Raw genomic sequence first — 24,288 nt, 5'->3', positions numbered from 1 at the left:
GCGGTGTCGGAATGTCGTAGCCCGCAGAGGGGAGGGGTGCGCGTGTGGCGCCGCGTCAATCCCACGATGCGTTAGCCATGATCGGGCGGGGAAAACGCACTTTGAAAGTCGACTAATGTCACTCAGCCGCGACAGGCTCGGCCATCGTCTTGTATACGGATGGTCCGATGCTTGCTGACGCCGCGGTGACACCGCCGGGGCTGCCGGCCGGTGGCGCATTCACGGTCTCGGAGATCCGCTTGTCCCGTTCAGCCCTGAAGATTCTCGCCCGCGGCGTGTCCGCGGTCGCGGTCGCGACGTTCGCGTTCGCCGCGCTGCCCGCGCAGGCCGCCAACGTCTTCCGCTTCGCCTTCCAGGGTGACCTGAAATCCCTCGACCCGTACTCCCTCAAGGAGAGCTTCACGGAAGGCATGCAGGAAGCGGCCTACGAGCCCCTCGTCACCCTCGACAAGAACCTGAAATTCGCGCCCGCCCTGGCCGAATCCTGGGAGACGCCCGAGCCGACCCGCTGGCGCTTCCACCTGCGCAAGAACGTCAAGTTCCACGACGGCTCGCCCTTCACCGCCGACGACGTGCTCTTCTCCGCCCAGCGCGTCCGGGCCACGGGCTCGAACTTCACCACGAACGTCCCGGCCGACGCCGAGTTCGTAAAGGTCGACGACTTCACCGTCGACATGGTGCTGAAGAAGCCGAACCCCATCGCCATCGCCCAGTTCCCGACCTGGGTGATCATGTCGAAGGCGTGGTCCGAGAAGAACGGCGTCGTCCAGCCGACGCCGCCCAACGCCTCCAGCCCGAGTTACGCCACCCTGCACGAGAACGGCACCGGCCCGTTCGTGATCGCCGAGCACCAGCCCGGCGTGAGGACCGTGTTCAAGAAGTTCGACGGCTACTGGGGCAAGGTCGAGTCGAACCTCGACGAGGCGATCCTCACCACCATCGCCAACCCGGCAACCCGCGTCGCCGCGCTGCTCTCCGGCGAGGTTGACTGGATCGACCCCGTGCCGCTGCAGGACCAGCAGCGGGTCAATGCCAGCGGCACCGCCACTGTGATGGCCGGGCCCGAGCTGCGCACGATCTTCCTCGGCATGGACCAGGACCGGGACGAGCTGAAGGATTCGAGCGTCAAGGGCAAGAACCCGTTCAAGGACATCAAGGTGCGCGAGGCCTTCTACCTCGCCATCGACGAGGACACGATCGCCAAGCGCGTGATGCGCGGGCAGGCGGTGCCCTCCGCGCTGATGATCGCCCCGGCCCTCTACGACCGCGGCGCCGAGTTCAAGCGCCCGGCCACCGACCTCAAGAAGGCCAAGGAGCTGATGGCCCAGGCCGGCTACCCGGACGGGTTCTCGCTCACCATGGATTGCCCGAACGACCGCTACGTCAACGACGAGGCGATCTGCCAGGCAGTGGTCTCGATGCTGGCCCGCATCAACGTCAAGGTGAACCTCAACGCCCAGCCGAAGGCCAAGTACTTCGCCAAGGTTCTGGCGCCGAACTACGACACCTCGTTCTACCTGCTCGGCTGGACCCCGTCCTCGCTGGACAGCCACAACATCCTCTACGAGATCGTCGGCTGCCGGAAGCCCGGCGACAAGTCGGGCCGCGGCGGCTGGAACCTCGCGGGCTACTGCGATCCGAAGATCGACGAGATCGCCGACAAGGTCGAGGGCGAGACCGACAAGACCAAGCGCGACGCCCTGATCAAGGAGGGCTTCGACGTCCTCAACGCCGACTGGGGCTACATCCCGCTGCACCAGCAGGCTCTGGCCTGGGGCGTGTCCAAGAAGGTCCACCTGACCCAGCGCGCCGACAACCTGCTCCTGCTCTACTGGGTGTCGAAGGATCCGCAGTAGGAGCCGGGCGTGCTCGCCTTCCTGCTGCGCCGGGTGATCCAGGCGGCCGCGGTCCTCGCGGTCGTCGGGCTCATCGCCTTCGCGATGTTCCGGTTCGCGGGCGACCCCGTGAACCAGATCGTCGGCCCCGACACCACCGTGGCCGAGCGGGCCCAGATCCGGAAGGACCTGGGCCTCGGCGATCCCGTCATGGTCCAGTTCGCCCGCTATGCCGGCAACGTGGTGCGGGGGCAGTTCGGCATCTCGTACCAGTTCCGGCAGCCGGTCTCGCAGCTCTTGGCCGAGCGCATGCCGGCGACGCTGGAGCTCGCCTTCTGCGCCACGATCTTCGCCCTGGTGGTCGGGATCCTGATGGGCGTGTACTGCGCGCTCCGCCGCGAATCCTGGCTCGCCGGGCTGTTCCAGGCGGTCTCGCTGATCGGGATCAGCCTGCCGACCTTCCTGATCGGCATCCTGCTGATCTACCTGTTCTCGGTGACGCTCGGCTGGCTGCCCTCCTACGGACGCGGCGACACCGTGCGGCTCGGCTGGTGGACCACCGGATTCCTGACCACCTCCGGGCTCAAGGCGCTGATCCTGCCCTCGGTCACCCTCGGCCTGTTCCAGATGACGCTGATCATGCGGCTGGTGCGCGCCGAGATGCTGGAGGTCCTGCGCACCGACTACATCCGCTTCGCCCGGGCGCGGGGGCTGACCACCCGCGCCGTCCACCTGCGCCACGCGCTCAAGAACACGCTCGTGCCGGTGATCACCATCGCGGGGCTGCAGCTCGGCTCAGTCATCGCCTTCTCGATCATCACCGAGACGGTGTTCCAGTGGCCCGGCATGGGCCTGCTCTTCGTCCAGGCCGTGCAGAACGTCGATATCCCGATCATGTCCGCGTACCTGCTGCTCGTCGCGCTGATCTTCGTGACCATCAACCTCGTGGTCGACATCCTCTACACGGTGGTGGACCCGCGCCTGCGGCTGCCCGCCGGGCGGACGGCGTGAGGGGCAACCGATGAGCGGACATGACATCGACGCGGGCGACGCCCCGCCTGTCCCGCTGCCGGAGGCCAAAACCTCCCGGCTCGCCCGCTGGCGGGACTCCGACCTGCTGGCGAACTTCCTGCGCTCGAAGGTGGCGGTGGCGGCGCTGATCGCCACCGTGCTGATGGTCGGCCTCGCCTTCGCGTCGCCCTGGATCGCTCCCCAGAACCCCTACGATCCGGCCCAGCTCGACCTGATCAACTCCAACCTGCCGCCGATCTGGCAGGCGGACGGGCAGGCGCCCTACTATCTCGGCACCGACGACCAGGGCCGGGACGTGCTCTCGGCGGTGCTGTACGGCCTGCGCCTGTCGCTGATCGTCGGCGTGCTCGGGGTGGTGACCTCCGGGATCCTCGGCATCGCGCTCGGCCTGATCGCCGGCTACGCGGGCGGGGCGGTCGACACGCTGATCATGCGGGTCGCCGACGTGCAGCTCACCTTCCCGGCGATCCTGATCGCCCTGGTGGTGGACGGCGTCGCCAAGGCGAGTTTTGGCAGCGCGCTCGACGTCGGGCCGCTGATCGGGCTGATCGTGGTCTCGATCGGCCTGTCCTTCTGGGTGCAGTACGCCCGGACCGTGCGCTCCTCCGTGATGGTCGAGAAGGGCAAGGATTACGTCCAGGCGGCGCGGCTGATCGGCCTGTCGCCCCCGGTGATCATGGTCCGCCACGTCCTGCCGAACGTCACCGGCCCGGTCTTCGTCATCGCGACGATCAACCTCGCGCTCGCGATCATCACCGAGGCGACCCTGTCGTTCCTCGGCACCGGCCTGCCCGAGACCATGCCGTCGCTCGGCACGCTGATCCGCACCGGCAACCGGTTCCTGTTCTCGGGCGAGTGGTGGATCGTCGCCTTCCCGGGGCTGGCGCTGGCCGGGCTCGTCATCGCCATCAACCTCCTGGGGGATTGGCTGCGCGACGCGCTCAATCCGAAACTGCAATGATCGGGCATCGTCATCGCGAGCGCAGCGAAGCGACCCAGGGCCGCGCGACCTGGATGAACGGGGCGCTGCTGGATTGCTTCGCTCCGCTCGCAAGGACGGCGGCGCCCGTCCGACACCCGGTTGCCACCGGAGCCGCCACGCCATGACCGAGACCATCCTCTCCGTGCGCGACCTCACGGTCGCCTTCGACACCCGCCGCGGGCCGCTCACCGCCATCGACCGGGTCTCGTTCGACATCGGCCGCGGCGAGATCCTGGGCGTGGTCGGCGAGTCCGGGGCGGGCAAGTCGGTGACCGGCTCGGCGGTGATCGGGCTGATCGATCGGCCCGGCCGGATCGCCGGCGGCGAGATCCGCCTGCGCGGCGAGCGCATCGACAACCTCTCCCCGGAGGCGATGCGGCGGGTGCGCGGCAAGCGCATCGGCATGATCTTCCAGGATCCGCTGACCTCGCTCGACCCGCTGTTCCGGGTCGGCGACCAGATCGTCGAGACCCTGCGTACCCACACCGACCTGTCGGCGAAGGCCGCCCGGACCCGCGCCATCGACCTGCTCGCCGAGGTCGGCATCCCGGCGCCCGAGCGGCGGATCGACGGCTACCCGCACGAATTCTCCGGCGGCATGCGCCAGCGGGTGGTGATCGCCCTCGCGCTCGCCGCCGAGCCGGAGCTGATCATCGCCGACGAGCCGACCACGGCTTTGGACGTCTCGGTCCAGGCCCAGATCATCACGTTGCTCAAGCGCCTGTGCCGCGAGCACGGCACCGCGGTGATGCTGGTGACCCACGATATGGGCGTGATCGCCGAGGCCGCCGACCGGGTGGCGGTGATGTATGCCGGGCGCGTCGCCGAGATCGGCCCGGTCGCCTCGGTGATCGCCAAGCCGCACCACCCCTACGCGGTCGGCCTGATGGGGGCGATCCCGACCCTGTCGCAGGAGGCGGATCGGCTCAGCCAGATTCCCGGCTCGATGCCGCGGCTCACCGCCATCCCCAAAGGCTGCGCCTTCAACCCGCGCTGTCCGAAGGTGTTTGCCCGCTGCCGCGTCGAGCGGCCCGAGCCGATCCCGGTCGATGCCAGCCGGGTCGCCTGTCACCTGTACGATGCAGCGGAGCAAGCGGCGTGAGCGCATACGTCGAAGTCACCGACCTGCGCCGCCGGTTCGACGTCTCGAAGCCCTGGCTCAATCGGGTGATCGAGCGCGAGCCGCGGAAATTCCTCACCGCGGTCGACCGGGTCGGCTTCGCGATCGAGAAGGGCGAGACCTTCGCGATCGTCGGCGAATCCGGCTCCGGCAAGTCCACGGTGGCGCGCATGGTGGTCGGCCTGCTGCCGCCGAGCGCCGGCGAGGTGACGATCACCGGCGTCTCGATGACCGACCCGCGCCAGGCCGCCGCCCGCCGGCGCCTGCGGGCGCGCATCCAGATGATCTTCCAGGACCCCTACGCGTCCATGAACCCGCGCTGGCGGGTCGGAAAAATCATCGCCGAGCCGATCCGGGCCTTCAACCTGATCCACGGCGAGGGCGCGATCCGCGCCCGGGTCAGCGAGCTGCTCGGGCTGGTCGGGCTCCACCCGGACGACGCGCGGAAATACCCCCACGAATTCTCCGGCGGCCAGCGCCAGCGGGTGGCCATCGCCCGCGCGCTGGCGAGCCAGGCGGAGTTCCTGGTGGGCGACGAGCCGACCTCGGCGCTCGACGTCTCGGTGCAGGCGCAGATCCTCAACCTGATGCGCGACCTGCAGGACCGGCTGGGGCTCACCTACCTGTTCATCTCCCACAACCTCGCCGTGGTCCGCCACATGGCGACCCGGGTGGGCGTGATGTATCTCGGCCGCCTCGTGGAGGTCGCCTCCGCCAAGGACCTGTTCGCCGCGCCCCGCCATCCCTACACGCGGATGCTCCTCGACGCGGTGCCCGACCTCGCCCATGTCGGCCGCGCCCGGGTGCCGGTTTCCGGCGAGATCCCGAACCCGATCGACCCGCCCCCCGGCTGCACCTTCAACCCGCGCTGCCCGCTGGCCAACGACCGCTGCCGGACCGAGGTGCCGGCGCTCCTCGACGGCGTCGCTTGCCACGCCGTGCAGGAGGGGCGGGCCTGACGGGCGGGCACGGATCCGGTTCGGTGTGCGCTCTCGCCGATGCGGGGGCACGGCCGCGATCGCGCGAACAGGCGTGAACGCCCCTTCATTCCGCCGCGTCAAAGGCCGAATTTGGCTGGACCAGCGCGGAGGTATAGGGCCGGCATCTACAATATATTGCGCGTCAGGCAAGCGTGCCGCTCTGGACCGATCTTGTGTCATTCGGCCCCAATTCGGAACACAAAAGTACTGAATTTCCGGCCTGTGACTTGCTGCCCTTCGACGATCCGCACGCGCGTTTCTGGCGGGCGAAGCGTGTCACAGGCGGCACCGGCGGCTCCGAGAGACGGTCACCAGCATGATGGACTTGAACCGCAGGCTGATCATCCGGGGTCTTGCCGCGACGGCTGCCGCGACGATGGCCGGTTCCTCCACGCGGGCGGATGAGCGCCGGACGTACGATGCGCCGCCGGAACGGGCCGCCGATTTCGTCGGCCGGATCGGTGTCAATGTGCATCTCGCCCAGAAGGGCACCGTCTACGACAGATATTACGAGAGCTCGATCCTGAGGGCGATCGAAGATCTTTCGATCAAGCAGATCAGGCAAGGCGTCTACACTCCGGCGCCGGGCGTGACCGACACATTGTACACGCGCATGCGCGAGCTGGCGCGCCTCGGGTGCCGGTTCTCGGCGGTCTGCAATGATCCGAGCGATCAATACGTCACCACGCCCCCCTCCGCATTGCCGCTGATCTACGAGCAATGTGACGGCGCGATCGACATCGTCGAGGGCGGGAACGAGCCCGCGCTCCTCGCGGACCCGACGCTCAACCCGACCCTGTCGTGGCTGCACCAGCGCGGCCTGCACGAGACGGTGCGCCGCGAGCTGGCCGGATCACGGATCGACGTCGCGTCGCCGAGCTACATCCAGGGCAACATCGCGTTGGCCAAACCCCTCGCGGGGTTCGCGGATCTGTCGAACCTCCATCCCTATCCGGGCATGGAGCATCCCGAGACGCGGGGGCCGGGGCGTCTGGGCGGCTTTCGCGCGGCGATGGTCCCGGTCTGCGGCGGCGTCGCGAGCCTCATCACCGAGACCGGCTATCACACGGCGCTGGCCACGGCGTCGGCGCATCTGCCGGTCTCGGAGGCGATCCGGGCCCGCTACATGCCGCGCCTGCTCCTGTTCGCCTATCTGGCGGGTATGCGGCGCACCTACATCTACGAGCTTCGCTCCAGCTTCGGCCGCGGTCCGGCCGATCCCGAATCCGCCTTCGGGTTGCTGACCCACGAGGGCCGGCCGACGGCGGCGTACCGGGCCGTGAAGACGCTGATCGCCCTGTTCTCGGGTCCGCGCGGACCGGCCGCAGCCCCGTCCCCGGGGCCGGCGTCGCCCCGACCGATCGCCACGATCGGGAGCCACGAGGACGTCCAAGGGCAATGCTTCCGGCGCGATGACGGAACGATCCTCCTGCCGCTCTGGCTGGGCGTCTCCGGGTGGGACAGGGGCGCGCAGGCGACGCGCGGTCCGGTCAGCCGTCAACTGCGTGTCGAATGCGGGGACCGGCGGAACGCGCTCACAATGCACCGCTTCGATGACGAAGGCGGCAGCCGGGCAGCGTCCGTGCCGCTGGAAGACGGCGTGGGGCGGATCGAAGTCTCCGATCGCCTCACCGTCCTGGAGTTCGCGGCCTGACCAGCATCGCGCGTGACATTCCACCATCATCGACCGGCGGGTGTAAACCTTAATGCTATCTATAAATTGCCCGGTCCAGACTTGGTGATTACCTTATCATAGCTTTATCGATCACCAATGTAGTGAATCGATGTTGCCTCGAACCGAAGAGCTGATGTCCATGCCGCGTCTCGGCTTGATCACGGACCGTGTGCGGCGAACCATTCCGGCTCTCGGCCGGCGCGCACCCGATCTGGCTCAGCAGCTGGACGCGCATGGCGGGATCGGTCCCGGCTTCCACCTCCTGCGGCACGTGCTCTCGGTGCTGATCCTCGCGCACCATTGCCGCGTCGCGGTCATCGGCGCGGTCAAGCCGGGACAGGAGGCGCTCGAGACCGGCGCGGCCGCGGCCGGCGCCGCGATCGTGGCAATGGGCCACGGAAAATTCCTCGGCGGGTTTCTCCAGCCGTTCCTGTACGCGCTCGTGGGCATGTTCTTCGCCCTGAGCGGCTTCCTGATCGCCGGGAGCGCCCTGCGCACCGGAAAGGTCGGCCCGTTCCTGGCCAATCGCGGCTTGCGGATCCTGCCCGCGCTCACGGTCGAAGTGACGCTCTGCGCGCTGGTGCTGGGGCCGTTCTTCACCACGCTGCCGCTGCGGCAATACTTCTCCGACCCGCTGTTCCTGAGCTACTTCGGCAACATCGTCGGTCACGTCTCGTTCGTGCTGCCGGGGGTCTTCCAGGACAATCCGTGGCCGTCCATCGTCAATACCAATCTCTGGACGCTGCCGCCGGAGTTCTGGTGCTACCTGATCATGCTCGGGCTGATGGTGTGCGGCGTGCTCGCGACGCCGATCCGGCTCACCGCGGCGGTCATCGGGATCGCGGCGATCGCCCTCGGCCTCGGTCTCTACGATCCGGCGACCTACACGGTGCGTCACGACAACACGCATTTCACCACGTGGTACATCGTGCTGATGTTCTTCTTCGGGGTCGTCCTGTTCCTGAACGCGCGCCGCGTCGTGATGAGCTTTCGGATCTTCCTCGTCTGCGGGACGCTGTACTACGTCATGATGATGGCCGATGTTCTCGGCGTCGTCAGCGGCATGCTGCTGACGTACTGCATGGTCTATATCGGCATGCAGAACTTCCGCTGGTTCGACCGGATCGTCCGGAAGGACCTGTCGTACGGCATCTACCTGTACGGTTTCCCACTCACGCAGGCCACCGTCGCGCTCCTGCTTCCGCACCTCGCCGACCTCCCCAAAGCGGTCTGCTTCGCGGTGATCTTCCCCGTGGTCCTGGTCCTGACCGCATCCTTCGCGTCGATCTCGTGGGACTACATCGAGAAGCCGGCGCTCAAGCTCCGCCGCTTCCTGGTGCGCAAGCCGCGGCCGGCGGCCACCGTCGCCCAGGCGGTCTGAGACGGTTTCGGTTCGAACGCTTCGGTGGATGCGTTCCTCGCCGTCATCACGAGCAAAGCGACGTGACCCAGGGCGGCGCGACCCCCGGGATCGTGGCGCCGCCTGGATGGCTTCGCTCCGCTCGCAAGGACGACGGGGCCGAAGTCGGTAGGCCGGCGCGCTGCGCGGTCACGCGGTCCGGCACCGGCCCTCGGGACGGACCCGCTAAATCCCGTCCGCCGACGGCGGGACCCGGCTCGACCAGTCGTGGGCGCGCTCGTACTGGTGCGCGATCCGAAGCAGCGTCGGCTCGGCGAAGGGCCGGGCGGCGATCTGCAGGCTGATCGGCAGGCCGTCCCGGTCGAAGCCGCAGGGCAGCGCGAGGGCGGGCAGCCCCGTCAGGTTGAACGGGTAGGTCAGGCGCCAGGACGCCGCCAGGACGCTCTCTTCCCGCCCGCCGAGCATGACGGTGGCGGCGTCGGTCTTCCAGGCGGTGAGGGGCGTGGCGGGCGTGATGATCGCGTCGGCCTCCGCGAGCACGGCGGCCATCTCGGCCATGATCCGGGCCCGCACCTGCTCGGCCCGCAGGTAGTCCGGGCCGGTCACGAACCGGCCCATCTCCACCAGATCCCGGACGTCGTCGGCGAAGCCCGCGACGTGGCCCTGCGCGAGATTGCGGTCGTGGTAGGCCGCCGAGGAGGCCAGCTCGATGGCGTAGATGGCACCGAGCCCGTAGCGCAGGGACGGCACCGTGACGTCCGTCACCGCGCAGCCCTGGCCGGCGAAGAAGCCGATCGCGTCCTCGACGGCGGCGCCGATCTCCGCGTCGACGGCGTCGAAGAAGTGGTTGCGGATCACCGCGATCCGCAGGCCCCGGACCGGCTGGTCGAGGCCGGCCGTGTAGTCCGGCACCGGTGCCGCGGAGGCCGCGGGATCGCCGGCATCCGGGCCGGCCAGGACCTGCAGCATCAGGGCGGCATCGGCCACCGTCCGGGTCAGCGGCCCGGCATGGTCGAGGGACCAGGAATGCGGCACGATCCCCGAGCGCCCGATCCGGCCATAGGTCGGCTTGAGGCCGACCACGCCGCACAGGGCGGCCGGGATGCGGATCGAGCCGCCCGTATCCGAGCCGAGGGCGGCGGGGCAGAGGCGGGCGGCCACCGCGGCCCCGGAGCCGCCGCTCGAGCCGCCGGGCACCCGCGCGAGATCCCACGGGTTGCGCGCCTGCGGCGTGACGGTGCCCCAGGCGAATTCATGCATGCTGAGCTTGCCGAGGATCACCGCGCCGGCATCGCGCAGCTTCGCCACACAGTGGCTGTCCTGCATCGGGAAGGTCAGGGCCTCCACCGCGGTGCCCGCCCGGGTCGGCAGATCGGCCGTGGTGTAGTTGTCCTTGATGGCGACCGGGATCCCGTGCAGCGGGCCGCGCGGGCCCGTCCGGGCGATCTCGGCATCGGCCGCGCGCGCCGCGTCGCGGGCGGTCGGCGACAGGCAGACGAAGCTGTTCAGGTCGCCGTCCAGGCGTTCGATCCGGTCCAGGCAGGATTCCACCAGCTCGGCGCTCGACAGCTGCCGCGCCGCGATCCGGGGCGCGAGGTCCGTGATCGGCCACTGCCAGAGGGCGTCAGTCATGGGCGCGTCGGTCATGGGGCATCGGGCGGTACGGCAGGCTCGGGTCGAAGACGATCGGCGGATGGATCTGCGCCAGATCGAGGCTGCGCAGCGTCTCGATCTCGGCGAGCACCGGCGCGAACTGCGCCAGGAGGTGCGCGATCCGCGCGGGCTCCTGGCGCAGGCCGATGACATCCCGGATCGGATCGGGGGCGCCCGCTTGGGTCGCGCCCGGCCGTTTCCCGGGCGGTTCGAGCAGCATCGCCACCACGTCGTCCGGCAGCGCGCCGGCCGGGCCACCCTTGCGCGGCATGCCGGCCACGAACGGCACCAGCTGCCGGCGGGCGACGCCGAGCACGCGGCGCAACTCCGCCACCGGCGCCGCGTGCTCGTCGACCCGCAGGTCGAGGAGCGGATACTCTTCTCCGGCGACGATCCGGAGCGCCGCCGATTGCTTGCCGCGCCGGTCGCCGCCGGCCGCGTCGCCGGCCTCCAGGACCCGCATCAGCCGCTCGTCGAGGTCGCATCCGGCGCTTCCTTCGAAGGCCAGGACCATGGCGTCGATCACGCCGGGCGAGGCCAGCATGTTGCCCTGAACGGCGTAGCCCGGCCCGGTGCGATGGCCGGCCGCCTGCGTGCAGCCGGCACCGGTCCAGGCCGCGCCGGTGCCGCGCGCGTCGGCGAGGCCGAGCTGCCGCAGGTCCGGCCGGTCGTCGGTGGCGAGGGAAGCCGCCAGCGCCGCGTCGGGCGCCTGCCCCTCGGCGAGCCCGTCGAGGATGCGGGCCGCGAGATAGGGATTGACCCAGGATTGGGTCGTGACGGCGCCGATCCCGGACCTGATGTACGGGCAGAGGCTGCCCACGGCCGGGACCGCGCTCGCCACCGCCACGCCGAGCTGCCCGGTCCGGGAGCAGCGGGCGGCGATCGAGAAGGTGTTGAGTTCAGCCATCTCTCACACCGCCAGATGGTCGATGACGCGGGCCGGCGCGTCCGGCGCCTTGGCGTCGCCGCTGTCGGCGATCTCGCCGAGCTTGAGCACCGCGTAGCGGTCGGCCAGCCCCAGCGCGAAGGCGACGTGCTGCTCCACCACCAGCATGGACACGCCCGAATCTCGCTCGGCCTGGAGGACGGCGCGCAGGCGCTCGACCATCGAGGGCTGCACGCCCTCGGAGATCTCGTCGATCAGCAGCAGGCGCGGGCGCAGCATCAGGGCGCGCCCGAGGATCAGCATCTTCTGCTCGCCGCCCGAGAGCGTGCCGGCGCGCTGGGCGAGGCGGTCCTTCAGGAACGGGAAATGGCCGAACAGCCGCTCCAGGGCCTCCGGCAGGAGCCGGTCCGACGGCACCGCGAGGCGCAGGTTGTCGCGGATCGACAGGTCCTGGAACAGGGGCTGTTCCTGCGGCGCGTAGCCGACGCCGAGCGCCACGAGGCGGGCGGGCGACAGGCCGGCGAGCGCACGGCCCCCGATCGTGATCGCGCCGCCCCGCAGGGCCACCATCCCCAGGATGGTCTTGAGCAGGGTGGTCTTGCCCATGCCGTTCTTGCCGAGCAGGGCGACGATCTCGCCCGGCTGCACCGACAGGGACACGTCCTTCAGGATCGCGATGGCCCCGTAGCCGCTCGACACCCGCTCGAGGGCGAGCGCGGCTCCGGCCGGTTCGCTCCGCCGTGCTGCCTCAGCCATGGGCGCCTCCCGAATAGATGGTCCGGACCAGCTCCGAGCCGACGACGTCCTCGACCGTGCCGTCGAGGACGAGCCGGCCCTGGTGCAGCACGACGATGCGCGAGGAGATCTCGCGCACGAAGTCGAGGTCGTGCTCGACCAGCACGGCGGCGATCCCGCTCTCGGCGGTGAGCGCCCGGAGCACGGTCCCGATGGTGGTGCGCTCGGCCTTGGTCAGGCCGGCGGTGGGCTCGTCCAGCAGGATCAGCCGCGGCTCGAGCGCCACCACCATGGCGAGTTCGAGCGCCTGTTTCTGACCGTGCGACAGCAGGCGCGTCGGCTGCGTCAGCAGGTGGTCGAGGCCGGTCATCCGCAGCACGTCGAGGGCGGCCTTGGGCAGGCCCAGCGTCGCGGCCTGACCGACCGGGCTCAGGCCGTCATGCGGCGCCCGGGCGAGCCGCAGGCAATCGGCCACCGACAGGCTCTCGAACACGCTCGCGACCTGGAACTTGCGCCCGACGCCGAGGCCGACGACGCGGTTCGGCGTTAGCCCCTTGATCGGGGTTCCGCCGATCGCGATCGATCCCGTGAACGGCTCGGTGCCGTCGCTGAGGCAGCGCATCAGCGTGGTCTTGCCGGCGCCGTTGGGGCCGACGAGGCTGACGAGTTCGCCCGCCCGGATCTCCAGGTCGATGGCCTCCGGCACCGTCAGGCTGCCATAGGCCTTGGCGAGTCCCGCGACCTTGAGGATGGGACCGTCCGCGGCGGCCGCGATTCCGGCCTGCCGCGCCACCAGGGCGGGGGCGACGCGGCCCGACCGGCCGAACGACAGCGCCCGCCACAGGCGGCCGACCAAGTCGGCCAATCCGCCCGGCAGCAGGATGATGATGACCACGAAGGCCGTGCCCAGCAGGAGCTGCCACAGGAACGGCAGGTCGCCCGAGAGGTTCGCCGCGAGGTAGTCGATGGCGATCGTGCCCAGCACCGGGCCGAGCAGCGTGCCGCGGCCGCCGAGCGCCACCCAGATCACCAGCTCGGTCCCGAACAGGAAGCCGGCATTCTCCGGGGCGACGACCCCCGACGCGTTGGCGAACAGGAAGCCCGCGAGGCCGGCGACGGCGGCGAGCGCAGCGGTCAGCAGGATCTGCAGGCGCCGGGGGTTGAGGCCGAGATAGGCGCAGCGCGCCTCGTTGTCGCGCACGGCCACGAGGGCGCGGCCCCGATCCGAGCGCACCAGGATCCAGGCCGCCAGGGTGACGACGATCAGGAACAGGGCCGCGAGGCGGAAGTAGCCCTCGATCTCGAACGGCAGCACGTCGAAGCCGACGAGGCCGCTGCTGGAGCCGGTCCATTCGCCGCCCGCGTAGATGAGCTGCACCACCACGATCGGGACGACGAGCGAGATCACCGAGGCGTAGAGCGGCGTCGAGCGGTGGTAGAACGACAGCCACCCGACCGCGAGACCGAGCAGGGCCGGCGCGACGAGCGCGGCCGCGATCGCCGCGGCGATCCCGAGCGGCGTCGCCCCGTAGGCGGTGAGGATCATCGCGGTGGCGTAGGCGCCGATGCCGAAGAACGCCGCCTGCCCGAAGGTCAGGATCCCCGCGAAACCCCAGAGCAGGTCGACCGTGACCGCCAGCACCGCGTAGATCATCGACCGGGTCAGGACGTTGACCGCGAAGGTGTCGAGGAAGAGCGGCGCGATCCAGAGGGCGAGCGCCGCCAGCGCCGCGACGACGAAGGGCGCGGCGCGCGCGAGGCGCGGCCGCCCGCGGGGAGGCGCGGCGACGCGCGCGGCGACGGGGACGGTCTCAAGCACGGGAGAAACCTTTCGGGCTGATCCGCAGCACGAGGGCGGCCAGCACCGCGATGGCGATGCTGCCCAGGATCGGGCTCACGAAGGTGCTAATCAGGACCTGCACGGCCCCGAAGACCAGGCAGGCCGCCGCGAGCGCCGGTACGAGGCGTCGGCGACCATAACCAGCATGAAGGCGCCGATCAGCCAGGAGACGCCCATGTTCGGGTCGACGCTGGTGAGCGGCGTCAGCAGGACGCCCGCCAGCGCCGCCAGGCCGGCGCCGATCATGAACACCACGAGGCGCACGCGGCCCGTGTCGATGCCGAGGCTGCGCGCCAGGGTCTCGTTCATGATCACCGCCCGGGCCGAGAGCCCGAGCCGGGTCCGCTCGATGGTGAGCGCGAACAGCGCGCCGATGGCCAGCGCGATGCCGAGCGCCACGAGCCGGTAGGCGGAGTAGTCGACGCCGAGGATCTCGACGGTGCCCGCCAGCAGGTTCGGGGTGAGCTGGACGTCGCGGCCGAAGCCCAGGGTGATGAGCTGCCCGACCACGATGCCGAGCCCCCAGGTGGCAAGGATCGCGTCGAGGGGCCGCCGGTAGAGCGGGCGGATGATGAAGTGCTCGGCCAGCCCGCCGAGCAGGGCGCCGACCACGAAGGCCAGCGGCAGCGCCGCCCAGGGATTGAGCCCGAGCTTGGCGGTGATCACCGCGCAATAGGCGCCGACCGTCAGCCACGCCCCGTGGGCGAAGTTGATGATCTTGAGCACGCCGAAGATCGCCAAGAGGCCGATCGAGACCACGAACAGGATCGCCGCGGTGGTCAGGATGTCGAGGGTGAGCAGCATCGGGGCTCCGATCGGGACGAGGGCGGGAGGCGAGAGGCCTTCAGGACTGCGCGCCCGGCTCCTGCGACAGCCCGGTCATTCCGGGTCGCCGAAGGCGAGCAATCCAGGGCCGCCCAGGTGGTCGGATCGACCTGCCGCACTCCGGTTACGGCCGTGGTTCTGGATTCCGGGCTCTCGCCTGCGGCGAGCCCCGGAATGACGGGGCCGTCGCAGGCCGATCGACCGCCCGGTCACGGCAGCTTCGGGCACTGCTCGCCGGGATCGACGTCCTTGAAGGTCCCGGCGACCTTCACCGACCCGTCCGCCTGGATCTGGCCGAGATACATGGTCAGCGGCGCGTGGTGCTGCTTGCTCATGCGGATCGTGCCCCGCGGCCCGGTGACGCTCACCGTCGGCAGCGCCTCCAGCACCTTGGCGGTCTCGCTCCCGCCTGCCTTCTCGACCGCGGCCTTGTACAGATAGATCGCCTCGTATTCCGGCACCGAGAGGTCGTTCGGGGTGCGCAGCTCCGCGCCGAACTTCTTCTTCATCGCCGCCAGGAAGGTCTTGTTCTCCGGGCTGTCGATCCCGGTAACGTAGGAGGCCGAGAGGTAGACGCCCTCGGCATCGGCACCCATGCTCTTGGCGGTGCCCTCGTCCAGGGCGAGGTTGGCGAAGGGCAGCGTCACGCCCGCGCCGCGCAGCTGCTTGGTCAGCGTGACGTTCGGCGCGCCGCCGGCGGTCGAGGTGATCAGCGCGTCGGGCTTCGCCTCCTTCAGCTTGGAGATGATCGCCGTCCAGTCGCTGCCGTCCATCGGCAGGTATTCCTCGCCCAAAACCTTGCCGCCGGTCTTCTCGACGTAGCCCTTGGCGAAGCCCAGCATGCCGCGGCCGAAGGCGTAGTCGCTGCCGATCAGGAAGTAGGTCTTGGCGCCCTTCGCCTTGAAGGCGTCCACCACCGGCGGCACCTGCTGCTCCGGCACCCAGGCATCCACGAACATGTTCTTGTTGCAGGAATGGCCCTCGTAGAACGAGGTGTAGATGTACGGCACCTTGCCCTTGGTGACGGCGGGCAGGCCGGCGTTGCGGGCCGCGCTCGTCTCCATCGAGATCAGGACGTCGACCTTCTTCTGGTAGATCAGGCTGTCGAAGGCCTTCTGGGCGCCGGCCGCGCCGGAGGCGTCGTCGGCCACCTCCAGGGCGAGCTTGCGGCCGAGCACGCCGCCCTGGGCGTTGATCTCCTCGACGGCGAGTTCGGCCGACTGCACCACCGACGGCGCGACGACGCTGTTGGCGCCCGACAGGCCGATCGGGATGCCGATGACGATCGGCTTGCCGTCGGCGGCCTGCGCGGCCGAGGCGGCGAGGGCGAGCGTCGCGGCGCCGACGAGGGACCATTTCACCATGAGCGGACTCCTTGGATAACGACGGGGTGAGGCGGGATCAGCCGTAGATGTCGGTGCGGCGGTCGCGCAGGAGGGAGTTGAATGCGTTCAGGTCCTTGCGGCCGGCTTCCGTGAGGTCGACCAGCGCCGAGAGAGTCTCGGTCCGGTCGCGGCTCGCCGGGCCGGCGAGGGGCCAGCCCTTCGGGCCGATGATCAGGCTCTGGCCCTCGAAGGGCTGGCCGCGCTCCACGCCGACCCGGTCGGCGCAGGCGATGAAGACGCCGTTCGTGTGGGCGGCAGCCCGGTGCAGGGTGTTGGCCATGGCGGCCTCACCCTCGGGCTGATCCGGCATCGGCACCCAGTTGGTCGGGATGCAGACGATCTCGGCGCCGCCGAGCGCGAGCTGACGGAAGGTCTCGGGGAACCAGCCGTCGTAGCAGATCGCCACGCCGACCTTGCCGAGCGCGGTGTCGAAGACCGGGAAGCCGAGGTCGCCTCTGGCGAAGAACACGTTCTCCTGGTCCCAGAGATGCGCCTTGCGGTAGGTGCCGATGTAGCCCTGCGGCCCGACGATCACGGCGGCGTTGTAGAGGGTGTCGCCCGCGGATTCGGCGATCCCCGCCACGATGTGGATGCCGAGCTCCGCGGCGAGCGCCGCCCAGGCCCGGGTGGTCGGGCCGTCCGGCACCGGCTCGGCCAGCGCGGCGGCCTCCGCGGCGGATTCGAACACGTAGCCGGTGCTGGCGAGTTCGGGCAGCACGATCAGCCGGCTGCCCGCGGCGGCGGCCGCGCGGACGAGGTCCGACGCGCGCGCCATGTTGGCCGCGACCGCGCCGAATTCCGGCTCGAACTGGATGCACGACACCCGTATCGGCGGGCGCGCAGGATCGTTCGCTTGGATCATGAGAGCTCCAAAACGCAAAAAGCCCCTGGGCGCGGAGACAATCATCCGCGAACCAGAGGCTTCAAAGCCGAGATGTAGTGCAGCAATCCTGCTGCCGGGCAACCTTGCCCGATAAGACGACGATACGCGTCACAAGACGGACCGCAAGACCATAATTGCGGCAGGCTGCTGCGATCAGGTCTTTTCCGCCAACGCGATGCGCAGGCCGAGACCGCTCATCGCCTCGTGCGCCGCGACCACGCTCTCGGCGACGCTCGCCATCGGCACCCGGGAGGCGGTGGCCCGGTCCCGGAGCATCTTGTAGGCGGCGTCCTCGTCGATCCGGTTGAGGTCCACGAGCAGCCGGACCGCCTTCTCGACGGTGCGGCGGCCCTTCATGGTCTCCTCCAGCCGGTTGATCTTGCTGATCAGCCGGCCCTCGTAGCCGCGCCGGTAGCGGGCCAGGGCGAACTGGGTCAGCACGCCGCGCGGATGGAGCGGCTTGTTGAGCACGCCGTGGGCGTTGACGTCGGCGATCGCCTTCAGGGAGGTCGGGCTCTCGTAGGCGACGATGGCGATGACGGCGGGTTCGATCTCCTCGATCGACGGCAGGAGGTGCATCACCTGCGCGTCGTCGAGCTGGATGAACAGCGTGTCGATGTCGGGCGGCAGCGCGGCGGGCGGCGGCCAGGCGAGCGAGACCGCGCAGCCGAGGCGGCGCAGCTGCTCCAGGAGCGCGGCGGCCTCCTCGTCGCGGGGATGGATGACGAGGGCGCGCGCCCGCCGCAGGTCGTCCAGGATCTTGCGGGCGGGCGCGGTCACGCGGCCATCCCCTCGTCCAGCCAATTCGTCTCGAAGCGGGACCACGCGAGGTAGGGATCGGGCCGCACCGGCCGGCGCGCCCGCCAGACGACGTCGAACTGCCCGTCGCTGCGGGCGACCCCGATGCCGGGGGTGAGCCAGATGTGTCGCGTCTCGCCGTCGAAGGCCAGCTCGCCCTCGGGCGCGGCGATCCGCTGCCGCAGGGCCGCCGCGCCGAGGCGCTCGGCGTCGAGCGTTCCGGCCTCTGTGAGCGCCTGGGCGAAGAGGTGGACCTGCGCGTAGGCCGTCTCCGACCACATGCTGGTCGGCCGCTCGGCCCCGAACCGGGCCTGGAAGGCCTCCACGAAGCGCCGGTTGGCATCGCCCGCGAGCGCCGAGAAATAGGAGGCCGCGAGGACGTGGCCGCTGCAGAGTTCGGGACCGATCGCGCGGATCTGACCCTCCGCCAGGGTTAGGCTGGCGATCGGGCAGCGGGTCCGGTCGATCCCGGATCCGGCATAGGCGCGGTAGAGGCGCTCGGCGCCACGCCCGACCACGGTCGAGAACACCGCGTCCGGCGCGGCGTGGCGGATCTCGGTGATCATCGCGGCGTGGGCGGCGTCGTCCGCGTCGAGGGGCGCGTAGAGTTCGCCGACGATGGTCCCGCCCTTGGCCTCGATGAGGTCGCGCATCACCCGGTTCGACTCGCGCGGGTAGATGTAGTCCGATCCGATCAGGAAGATCCGCGGGCCGTGCTCTTGGAGGAGGTAGTCGGCGAGGGCGAAGACGTTCTGGTTGAGGGTCGCGCCGGTGTAGACGATGTTCTCCGAATACTCGAAACCCTCGTAGATCGACGGGTACCAGAGCAGGCCGTTGTGCCGCTCCACGGTCGACAGCACCGACTTGCGGCTGGCCGAGAGCGAGCAGCCGAACACCACCTCGGCGCCATCCTCGGCGAGCATCCGGCGGGCGTAGGCACGGTAGGCGTCGGTGTCGCCGGCCGGATCGTAGCAGATCGGCGCGATCGGGCGCCCGAGCACGCCGCCCGCCGTGTTGATCTCCTCGATCGCCAGGGCGGTGCCGAGGAAATGCTCGGTCTCGGTGATGCCGCTGACGCCGCTGCGGGAAAACAGGACGCCGACGCGCCAAGTCGCTTCGTCCCGGCCTGGCATGGCATCCTCGCGGTGCTGTGGCGGTCCGCCCAGCTTTCCGCTGCGCGCAGCCCCGTCCTATCGCAGGCGCGGCGATCTTGGGAAGCAAGCCGCCTTGGCGGCAATGGTGGTGGCGTGCGGCCGGATCGCGCCGGCTTCTGCCCGCCGTCAGGCGTCGCGCCACTCCGAGAACGTCGCGGCCTGACCGACGATGACGCCGTCGCGGTCGAGCTGCCAGACCACCGCCCGCTCGATCCAGAACCGCCGTCCGTCCCTGGCGATGCGCAGGCCACGATAGCCGCGGCTGAAGCCGTCCCGGGTGACCGCGTCGAGGAGCCGTTGCCGCTCGGCGCGCTCGGGCGCCTCCGCCGAGAGCCGTGACGGCAGACCGACGAGCTCCGCCCGCGTGTAGCCGAAGCAGGCCTGCGCGGCCCGGTTGGCGTAGATAAAGCGCGGATCCGCGGCGCCGTCGTGGGCCAGCACCACGAAGGGCGCCTGCTCGTAGAGCCAGGCCGCGTCCGCCCCGTCCGGCACCAGGGCTTCACCGAGCCGCCGCGCGTAGCTGCTGGTGAGCACGGCGAAGAAATCGGGATCGTGCGAGAGGTCGCTCATGGCGGCCTTCTTGGCCGGAACCGCGCCGATTCGCATGTGCGGTAGCGCAAGGCTGCCGCACGGTCCCGCTCGGACGGCGGCTTGTCTCGGCCCCGGGCCGCCCGAGGCCCGCGTGCGGGCTGCCGGCTTCGCAGTTCTATGCCGGAACAAGGGGCGGCCTGGGCCGCGTCTCGCCTACCCCACAGAGAAGGGGAGGGCGCGCGCCGCATCGGAAGCGTCAATCCGGTGGAAGGCCACGAGGAGAGGCGGCCTCGGCCGGAGGTGCTTAAACATCCTCGTTGCGCAAGCGGGCGCATCGGCCCGACCCACGATGTGTCAGGGCACGATCGGCGCGGCAATATTTTGTAAATTTTAAATGATATTCATTCAAAAAATGTGTGCTGATAACTGCAATAGATTAACTATATCTGTTCAAATGGTATTGTGAATTTTGGAAGAACTGGAATTATTGCGGACGCAAAATGCTCGTCCGGTCCTCTGCCCTATTTCGGGTGCCGCAAGTCGCCGATCTGCTGAGTGGGATCGATGCCGAAAGGATTAGGCACTGGGTTCGGGTGTGCATGATCTCATCGTCATGATACCTGGGCTACGATCGCCAGTATGGGGATTGCGCGCCATCGGGCTCCGGACAAGGAAGTCCCGGCCCGGCGCCGTTCCCGGCGATCCGAGCATGGCATCGGAGAGGTGGGACGCGCATGGATCCAGAAGGATCCGAACGGGAGCCGGATACCGTGCCGGAGCAAGCGGGCCGACCGCTGCGGATTCTCGCCGTGGCGGTTCAGAAGGGCGGCACCGGGAAGACCACGCTGGCGGCGTCCTTGGCCATTGCCGCCGCGGAGGCCGGCGAGCACGTCACCGCCCTCGACCTCGACCCCCAGGGTTCGCTGGCCGGCTGGGGCGCCCTGAGGCGGGACGATTCCGTCGCAGTCGACCGGGTCCAGCCCTGGGAAATGGGCCAGCTCCCGGAGATCCTGGGCATCCTTGCCGAGCAGGGCACGACGCTCGCGGTGCTCGACACCGCCGGCAGCTCCGCCGGGCTCGCGCCCGCCCTGAAGGATGCCGACTTCGTGCTGATGCCGGTCCGCCCCTCCCGGCTCGACATCGTGGCCGCCCGGCCGACGCTCCAGGCGCTCGTCGGCCTCGGGCTGCGGGAGCGGCTGGCCCTGGTGCTGAACCAGTGTCCGCCGCCGCCCTCGCCGCGCACCGGCGCCTACGCGGCGCAGCTGCGGGCGCTGGGCGTGCTGGCCGAGCCCGGGATCATCCACCGGGTCGACCACCAGGACGCCCTGGCGACCGGGCTCGGCGTCACGGAATTCGCCCCCGGCAGCCCGGCCGCCGAGGAGGTCCGGGCCCTCTGGGCCTGGATCGACGGGAAGATGCGGGCGGCTCCCGCCCGCTGAGATCAGCCCTCTGCTGAGATCAGCCCTGGCCGAGGGCCGCGAGGATCCGCGCCCAGGAGCGCGTGCCCTTGTGGAAGCTCGTCAGGTCGTACTTCTCGTTGGGCGAGTGGATGCGGTCATCGCCGAGGCCGAAACCGATCAGCAGGGTGTCGCGCCCGAGGATCCGCTTAAAGTCGCCGACGATCGGGATCGAGCCGCCGGCGCCGACGGTGACGGCCGGCACGCCCCACTCGTCCTGCAGCGCCGCCTTGGCGGCCTCGAGCTGCGGCATGTCGAAGGGCAGGCTGATCGCCCGCGAGCCCTTGTAGGTGATGACTTCGACCTGGCAGTCCGAAGGCACCCGCGCGCGCACGAAGGCCTCGAAGCTCTCGGCGAGCCGCTTCGGATCTTGGTCGTCCACGAGGCGGAACGAGACCTTGGCGGAGGCGGTGGAGGCGATCACCGTCTTGGTGCCCTCGCCGGTATAGCCGCCGATGATGCCGTTGGCGTCGCAGGAGGGCCGCGACTGCACCAGCTCGATCGGCATCCGCCCGCGCTCGCCCGCGGGCTCCTTGAGGCCGATCGGGCCGAGGAGCGTCTCGGGCGTCAGGCCGAGGCCGCGCCACTGCTCCAGCACCTCGGCCGGGCGCTCGTGCACGCCCTCGTAGAAGCCCGGAATCGTCACCCGCCCGTCGGAATCGTGCAGGTCGGCGATGATCTTGGCGAGCACGTGGATCGGGTTGCGCGCCGCGCCCCCGAAGAAGCCGGAATGCAGGTCGCGGTCGGCGCAGGTGACCTTCACCTCGAAATAGGCGAGGCCGCGCAGCGACGAGGTGATGGCCGGGGTCTTCCGGTCCCACATGCCGGTGTCGCAGACCAGCACCACGTCGCAGCCGAGCCTTTCGCGATTGGCCGCGACCCATTCCGGCAGCCCCTGCGATCCGCTCTCCTCCGCGCCCTCGATCAGGATCGTGACGCCGCAGGGCAACTCGCCGTGCATGGCGATATAGGCCCGGCAGGCTTCCACGAAGGTCATCACCTGACCCTTGTCGTCGGAGGCGCCGCGCCCGACGATCTTCTTGCCGCCCTGGCCGTCGTTGGCGATGTGCGGCTCGAAGGGCGGCGTCTTCCACAGGTCCAGGGGGTCGACCGGCTGCACGTCGTAATGGCCGTAGAACAGGACGTGCGGCGCTCCCGGCTTCGGCTTGTGGGCCAGGACCACCGGGTGGAGCGAGGTCTCCTCCACGGAGGTGTCGAAGCCCAGCGCGGTCAGGTCCTGGGCGAGCCAGGCAGCGGCCTCGCGGCAATGCCCGGCATAGGCCGGATCGGTGGAGATCGACGGGATCCGCAGGAAGGCGAACAGCCGCTCCAGGGCGTTCTCCAGATCCGTGTCGATGTCGTTGAGGATCGCGTCGAGCGCGGCCATCGGGGGACTCCGGGGTGCGGCGTGGATTCTGCGGGGACGAGCGTTACCCGAGGCACAGCCGGCGCGGCAATGTCCGATCTTCGACGCCCGGTCCGCCGGAGGCCTGCGACGCACCAAGCGGAACAGGGACAGATTGGAATGGTTATCGACCGAATGGCCGGCCGGCACCCGCGCGCCGCCCCCGTCGCCGCTCCCTCTGCTCCCCGCCCGGCCCCGGCCGGCACAGACCGTGGACGACACCATGCGCCTCGAGACACAGCCGCCCGTGTCGGCGGACACGCCCATCGGCATCACGCTCACGATCAACGGGCAGCGGCGCGAACTTCAGGTCGCCCCCTGGACCACGCTGCTCGACCTGCTGCGCGAGCGCCTCGACCTGACCGGCACCAAGAAGGGCTGCGACCACGGCCAGTGCGGCGCCTGCACGGTGCTGGTGAACGGCACCCGGGTGAATTCCTGCCTGACGCTCGCCGTGATGAAGGACGGCGCCGAGATCACCACGGTCGAGGGCCTCGCCAGCCTCGGCGATCGGGCGGGCAGCAACGCCCTCCACCCGATCCAGGAGGCGTTCATCGAGCACGACGCCTTCCAGTGCGGCTACTGCACGCCGGGCCAGCTCTGCTCGTCGGTGGGCCTGATGAACGAGGGCCATGCCCACACCCGCGACGAGATCCGCGAGGCGATGAGCGGCAACATCTGCCGTTGCGGCGCCTACACCAACATCGCCGACGCCATCGAGGACGTCATGCAGGGAGGCGCCCGATGAACCGCTTCGATTACGTCCGCGCCGGCACGGTGGCGGAGGCGGTGCAGGCTTTCGGGGCGGGTGCGCGCTTCATCGCCGGCGGCACAAACCTGATCGACCTGATGAAGTACGAGGTCGAGAAGCCGGGCCGGCTGATCGACATCACCCGCCTGCCCCTCGACCAGATCGAGGACCATGCGGGCGGCCTCCGGATCGGGGCGCTCGCGACCAACGCCAAGGTGGCCTACGACGAAAGGGTCACGGCGCGTTATCCGCTGCTGCGCAACGCCATCCTGGCCGGCGCCTCGGCGCAGCTGCGCAACGCCGCCTCGACCGGCGGCAACCTGCTCCAGCGGACCCGCTGCTACTATTTCTACGACGTGGCCACGCCCTGCAACAAGCGCGAGCCCGGCTCCGGCTGCTCGGCGATCGGCGGGATGACCCGCATCCACGCGATCTTCGGGACGAGCGAGCACTGCATCGCCACCCACCCCTCCGACATGTGCATCGCGCTGGCCGCCCTGGAGGCGACCGTGCAGGTGAGCGGACCGCAGGGCGACCGGTCGATCCCGTTCTCGGAGTTCCACCGCCTGCCGGGCGACACGCCGGAGAAGGATACCAATCTTACCCCCGGCGAGATCATCGTCTCTGTCGACCTGCCGGAGAGCCGCTTCCCGCAGCACTTCACCTATCTGAAGCTGCGCGACCGCCTGTCCTACGCTTTCGCGCTGGTCTCGGTGGCGGCGGGCCTGGAGCTCGACGGCGACACGGTGAAGACCGCCCGTCTCGCCCTTGGCGGCGTCGCCCACAAGCCCTGGCGCAACCGCGAGGCCGAGGCGCTGCTGGAGGGCAGGCCCGCCACCCGCGAGAGCTTCCAGGCGGCAGCCGACCTGATCGTCGCCGAGGCCAAGCCGCAGGCCACCAACGGCTTCAAGATCGATCTCGCCCGGCGCGCCATCGTGCGCGGCCTCGAACAGGCCGCCGCCGGCACGCCCCAGTCGCTCAGCGACAAGCGCATCCAGTAG

At 69.9% G+C, this 24,288-nt stretch carries 20 protein-coding genes and 1 pseudogene; 10 read left to right on the top strand and 11 right to left on the bottom strand.

Annotated features, from left to right (window positions below):
* The first annotated feature begins 239 nt into the window (after nt 1-239).
* From M6G65_RS23865 to M6G65_RS23835, 7 genes are all read left to right on the top strand, one after another.
* Nucleotides 240-1,856: an ABC transporter substrate-binding protein gene (locus M6G65_RS23865; RefSeq protein ID WP_238196992.1), complete on the top strand. Its 1,617-nt coding sequence runs from the start codon at nt 240-242 to the stop codon at nt 1,854-1,856.
* Between the two features lie 9 nt (nt 1,857-1,865).
* On the top strand, nt 1,866-2,846 hold the full coding sequence (locus M6G65_RS23860; RefSeq protein WP_250102960.1) for an ABC transporter permease: 981 nt from the start codon (nt 1,866-1,868) through the stop codon (nt 2,844-2,846).
* A 10-nt stretch (nt 2,847-2,856) separates the two neighbouring features.
* A complete protein-coding gene (locus M6G65_RS23855) occupies nt 2,857-3,828 on the top strand; it encodes an ABC transporter permease (RefSeq protein ID WP_238196902.1) in 972 nt (323 codons plus the stop codon).
* Between the two features lie 142 nt (nt 3,829-3,970).
* Nucleotides 3,971-4,951: an ABC transporter ATP-binding protein gene (locus tag M6G65_RS23850; RefSeq protein WP_238196903.1), complete on the top strand. Its 981-nt coding sequence runs from the start codon at nt 3,971-3,973 to the stop codon at nt 4,949-4,951.
* Complete coding sequence (locus tag M6G65_RS23845; protein ID WP_192710744.1) at nt 4,948-5,928, top strand: ABC transporter ATP-binding protein; 981 nt, start codon at nt 4,948-4,950, stop codon at nt 5,926-5,928. Before M6G65_RS23850 ends, M6G65_RS23845 begins: the two co-directional genes overlap by 4 nt.
* Before the next feature lie 337 nt (nt 5,929-6,265).
* Nucleotides 6,266-7,603, top strand: coding sequence for a hypothetical protein (locus M6G65_RS23840; protein ID WP_238196904.1), 1,338 nt, complete (start codon nt 6,266-6,268; stop codon nt 7,601-7,603).
* Nucleotides 7,604-7,757: 154 nt separating this feature from the next.
* Complete coding sequence (locus M6G65_RS23835; protein WP_238196905.1) at nt 7,758-9,005, top strand: acyltransferase family protein; 1,248 nt, start codon at nt 7,758-7,760, stop codon at nt 9,003-9,005.
* Nucleotides 9,006-9,209: 204 nt separating this feature from the next.
* Here M6G65_RS23835 and M6G65_RS23830 read toward each other — a convergent pair whose 3' ends face one another.
* The 10 genes and pseudogenes from M6G65_RS23830 to M6G65_RS23785 all read right to left on the bottom strand — a co-directional run bounded on the left by M6G65_RS23830 (nt 9,210) and on the right by M6G65_RS23785 (nt 19,713).
* On the bottom strand, nt 9,210-10,616 hold the full coding sequence (locus M6G65_RS23830) for an amidase (protein ID WP_238196906.1): 1,407 nt from the start codon (nt 10,614-10,616) through the stop codon (nt 9,210-9,212).
* On the bottom strand, nt 10,609-11,544 hold the full coding sequence (locus M6G65_RS23825) for a DUF1028 domain-containing protein (RefSeq protein WP_250102959.1): 936 nt from the start codon (nt 11,542-11,544) through the stop codon (nt 10,609-10,611). Before M6G65_RS23825 ends, M6G65_RS23830 begins: the two co-directional genes overlap by 8 nt.
* A 3-nt stretch (nt 11,545-11,547) precedes the next feature.
* The gene (locus M6G65_RS23820) at nt 11,548-12,279 is read right to left on the bottom strand and encodes an ABC transporter ATP-binding protein (protein ID WP_250102958.1); all 732 of its coding nucleotides are present in this window, start codon (nt 12,277-12,279) and stop codon (nt 11,548-11,550) included.
* Nucleotides 12,272-14,077 (bottom strand): branched-chain amino acid ABC transporter ATP-binding protein/permease, encoded by a 1,806-nt coding sequence (locus M6G65_RS23815; RefSeq protein ID WP_238196909.1) that lies wholly within the window; start codon nt 14,075-14,077, stop codon nt 12,272-12,274. The genes M6G65_RS23820 and M6G65_RS23815 overlap by 8 nt, the downstream gene beginning before the upstream one ends.
* Nucleotides 14,070-14,902 (bottom strand): annotated as a pseudogene (locus M6G65_RS23810) (branched-chain amino acid ABC transporter permease). Before M6G65_RS23810 ends, M6G65_RS23815 begins: the two are co-directional and overlap by 8 nt.
* Before the next feature lie 230 nt (nt 14,903-15,132).
* Nucleotides 15,133-16,287 (bottom strand): substrate-binding protein, encoded by a 1,155-nt coding sequence (locus M6G65_RS23805; protein ID WP_238196911.1) that lies wholly within the window; start codon nt 16,285-16,287, stop codon nt 15,133-15,135.
* Nucleotides 16,288-16,324: 37 nt separating this feature from the next.
* The gene (locus tag M6G65_RS23800; protein WP_238196912.1) at nt 16,325-17,170 is read right to left on the bottom strand and encodes a nitrilase family protein; all 846 of its coding nucleotides are present in this window, start codon (nt 17,168-17,170) and stop codon (nt 16,325-16,327) included.
* A gap of 174 nt (nt 17,171-17,344) precedes the next feature.
* The gene (locus M6G65_RS23795; RefSeq protein WP_238196913.1) at nt 17,345-17,971 is read right to left on the bottom strand and encodes an ANTAR domain-containing response regulator; all 627 of its coding nucleotides are present in this window, start codon (nt 17,969-17,971) and stop codon (nt 17,345-17,347) included.
* Entirely contained in the window at nt 17,968-19,122 is a 1,155-nt protein-coding gene (locus M6G65_RS23790) for a transporter substrate-binding domain-containing protein (RefSeq protein WP_238196914.1), read from the bottom strand. The genes M6G65_RS23795 and M6G65_RS23790 overlap by 4 nt, the downstream gene beginning before the upstream one ends.
* A gap of 147 nt (nt 19,123-19,269) precedes the next feature.
* Nucleotides 19,270-19,713: an MEKHLA domain-containing protein gene (locus M6G65_RS23785; protein WP_238196915.1), complete on the bottom strand. Its 444-nt coding sequence runs from the start codon at nt 19,711-19,713 to the stop codon at nt 19,270-19,272.
* Nucleotides 19,714-20,408: 695 nt separating this feature from the next.
* Here M6G65_RS23785 and M6G65_RS23780 point away from each other — a divergent pair.
* Nucleotides 20,409-21,113 (top strand): ParA family protein, encoded by a 705-nt coding sequence (locus M6G65_RS23780; protein ID WP_238196916.1) that lies wholly within the window; start codon nt 20,409-20,411, stop codon nt 21,111-21,113.
* Between the two features lie 19 nt (nt 21,114-21,132).
* Here the strand turns inward: M6G65_RS23780 and M6G65_RS23775 are convergent, their stop codons facing one another.
* Nucleotides 21,133-22,518: a M20/M25/M40 family metallo-hydrolase gene (locus M6G65_RS23775; protein ID WP_250102957.1), complete on the bottom strand. Its 1,386-nt coding sequence runs from the start codon at nt 22,516-22,518 to the stop codon at nt 21,133-21,135.
* Nucleotides 22,519-22,759: 241 nt separating this feature from the next.
* Here M6G65_RS23775 and M6G65_RS23770 point away from each other — a divergent pair, with 241 nt between their 5' ends.
* Nucleotides 22,760-23,284: a (2Fe-2S)-binding protein gene (locus tag M6G65_RS23770; RefSeq protein WP_250102956.1), complete on the top strand. Its 525-nt coding sequence runs from the start codon at nt 22,760-22,762 to the stop codon at nt 23,282-23,284.
* Complete coding sequence (locus M6G65_RS23765; RefSeq protein WP_238196918.1) at nt 23,281-24,288, top strand: FAD binding domain-containing protein; 1,008 nt, start codon at nt 23,281-23,283, stop codon at nt 24,286-24,288. The genes M6G65_RS23770 and M6G65_RS23765 overlap by 4 nt, the downstream gene beginning before the upstream one ends.

Source organism: Methylobacterium tardum, from assembly GCF_023546765.1.
GTDB classification, from domain to species: Bacteria; Pseudomonadota; Alphaproteobacteria; order Rhizobiales; family Beijerinckiaceae; genus Methylobacterium; species Methylobacterium tardum.
The sequence above is the reverse complement of the archived record's forward strand: the minus strand, read 5'-3'. Positions and strand labels throughout refer to the sequence as shown.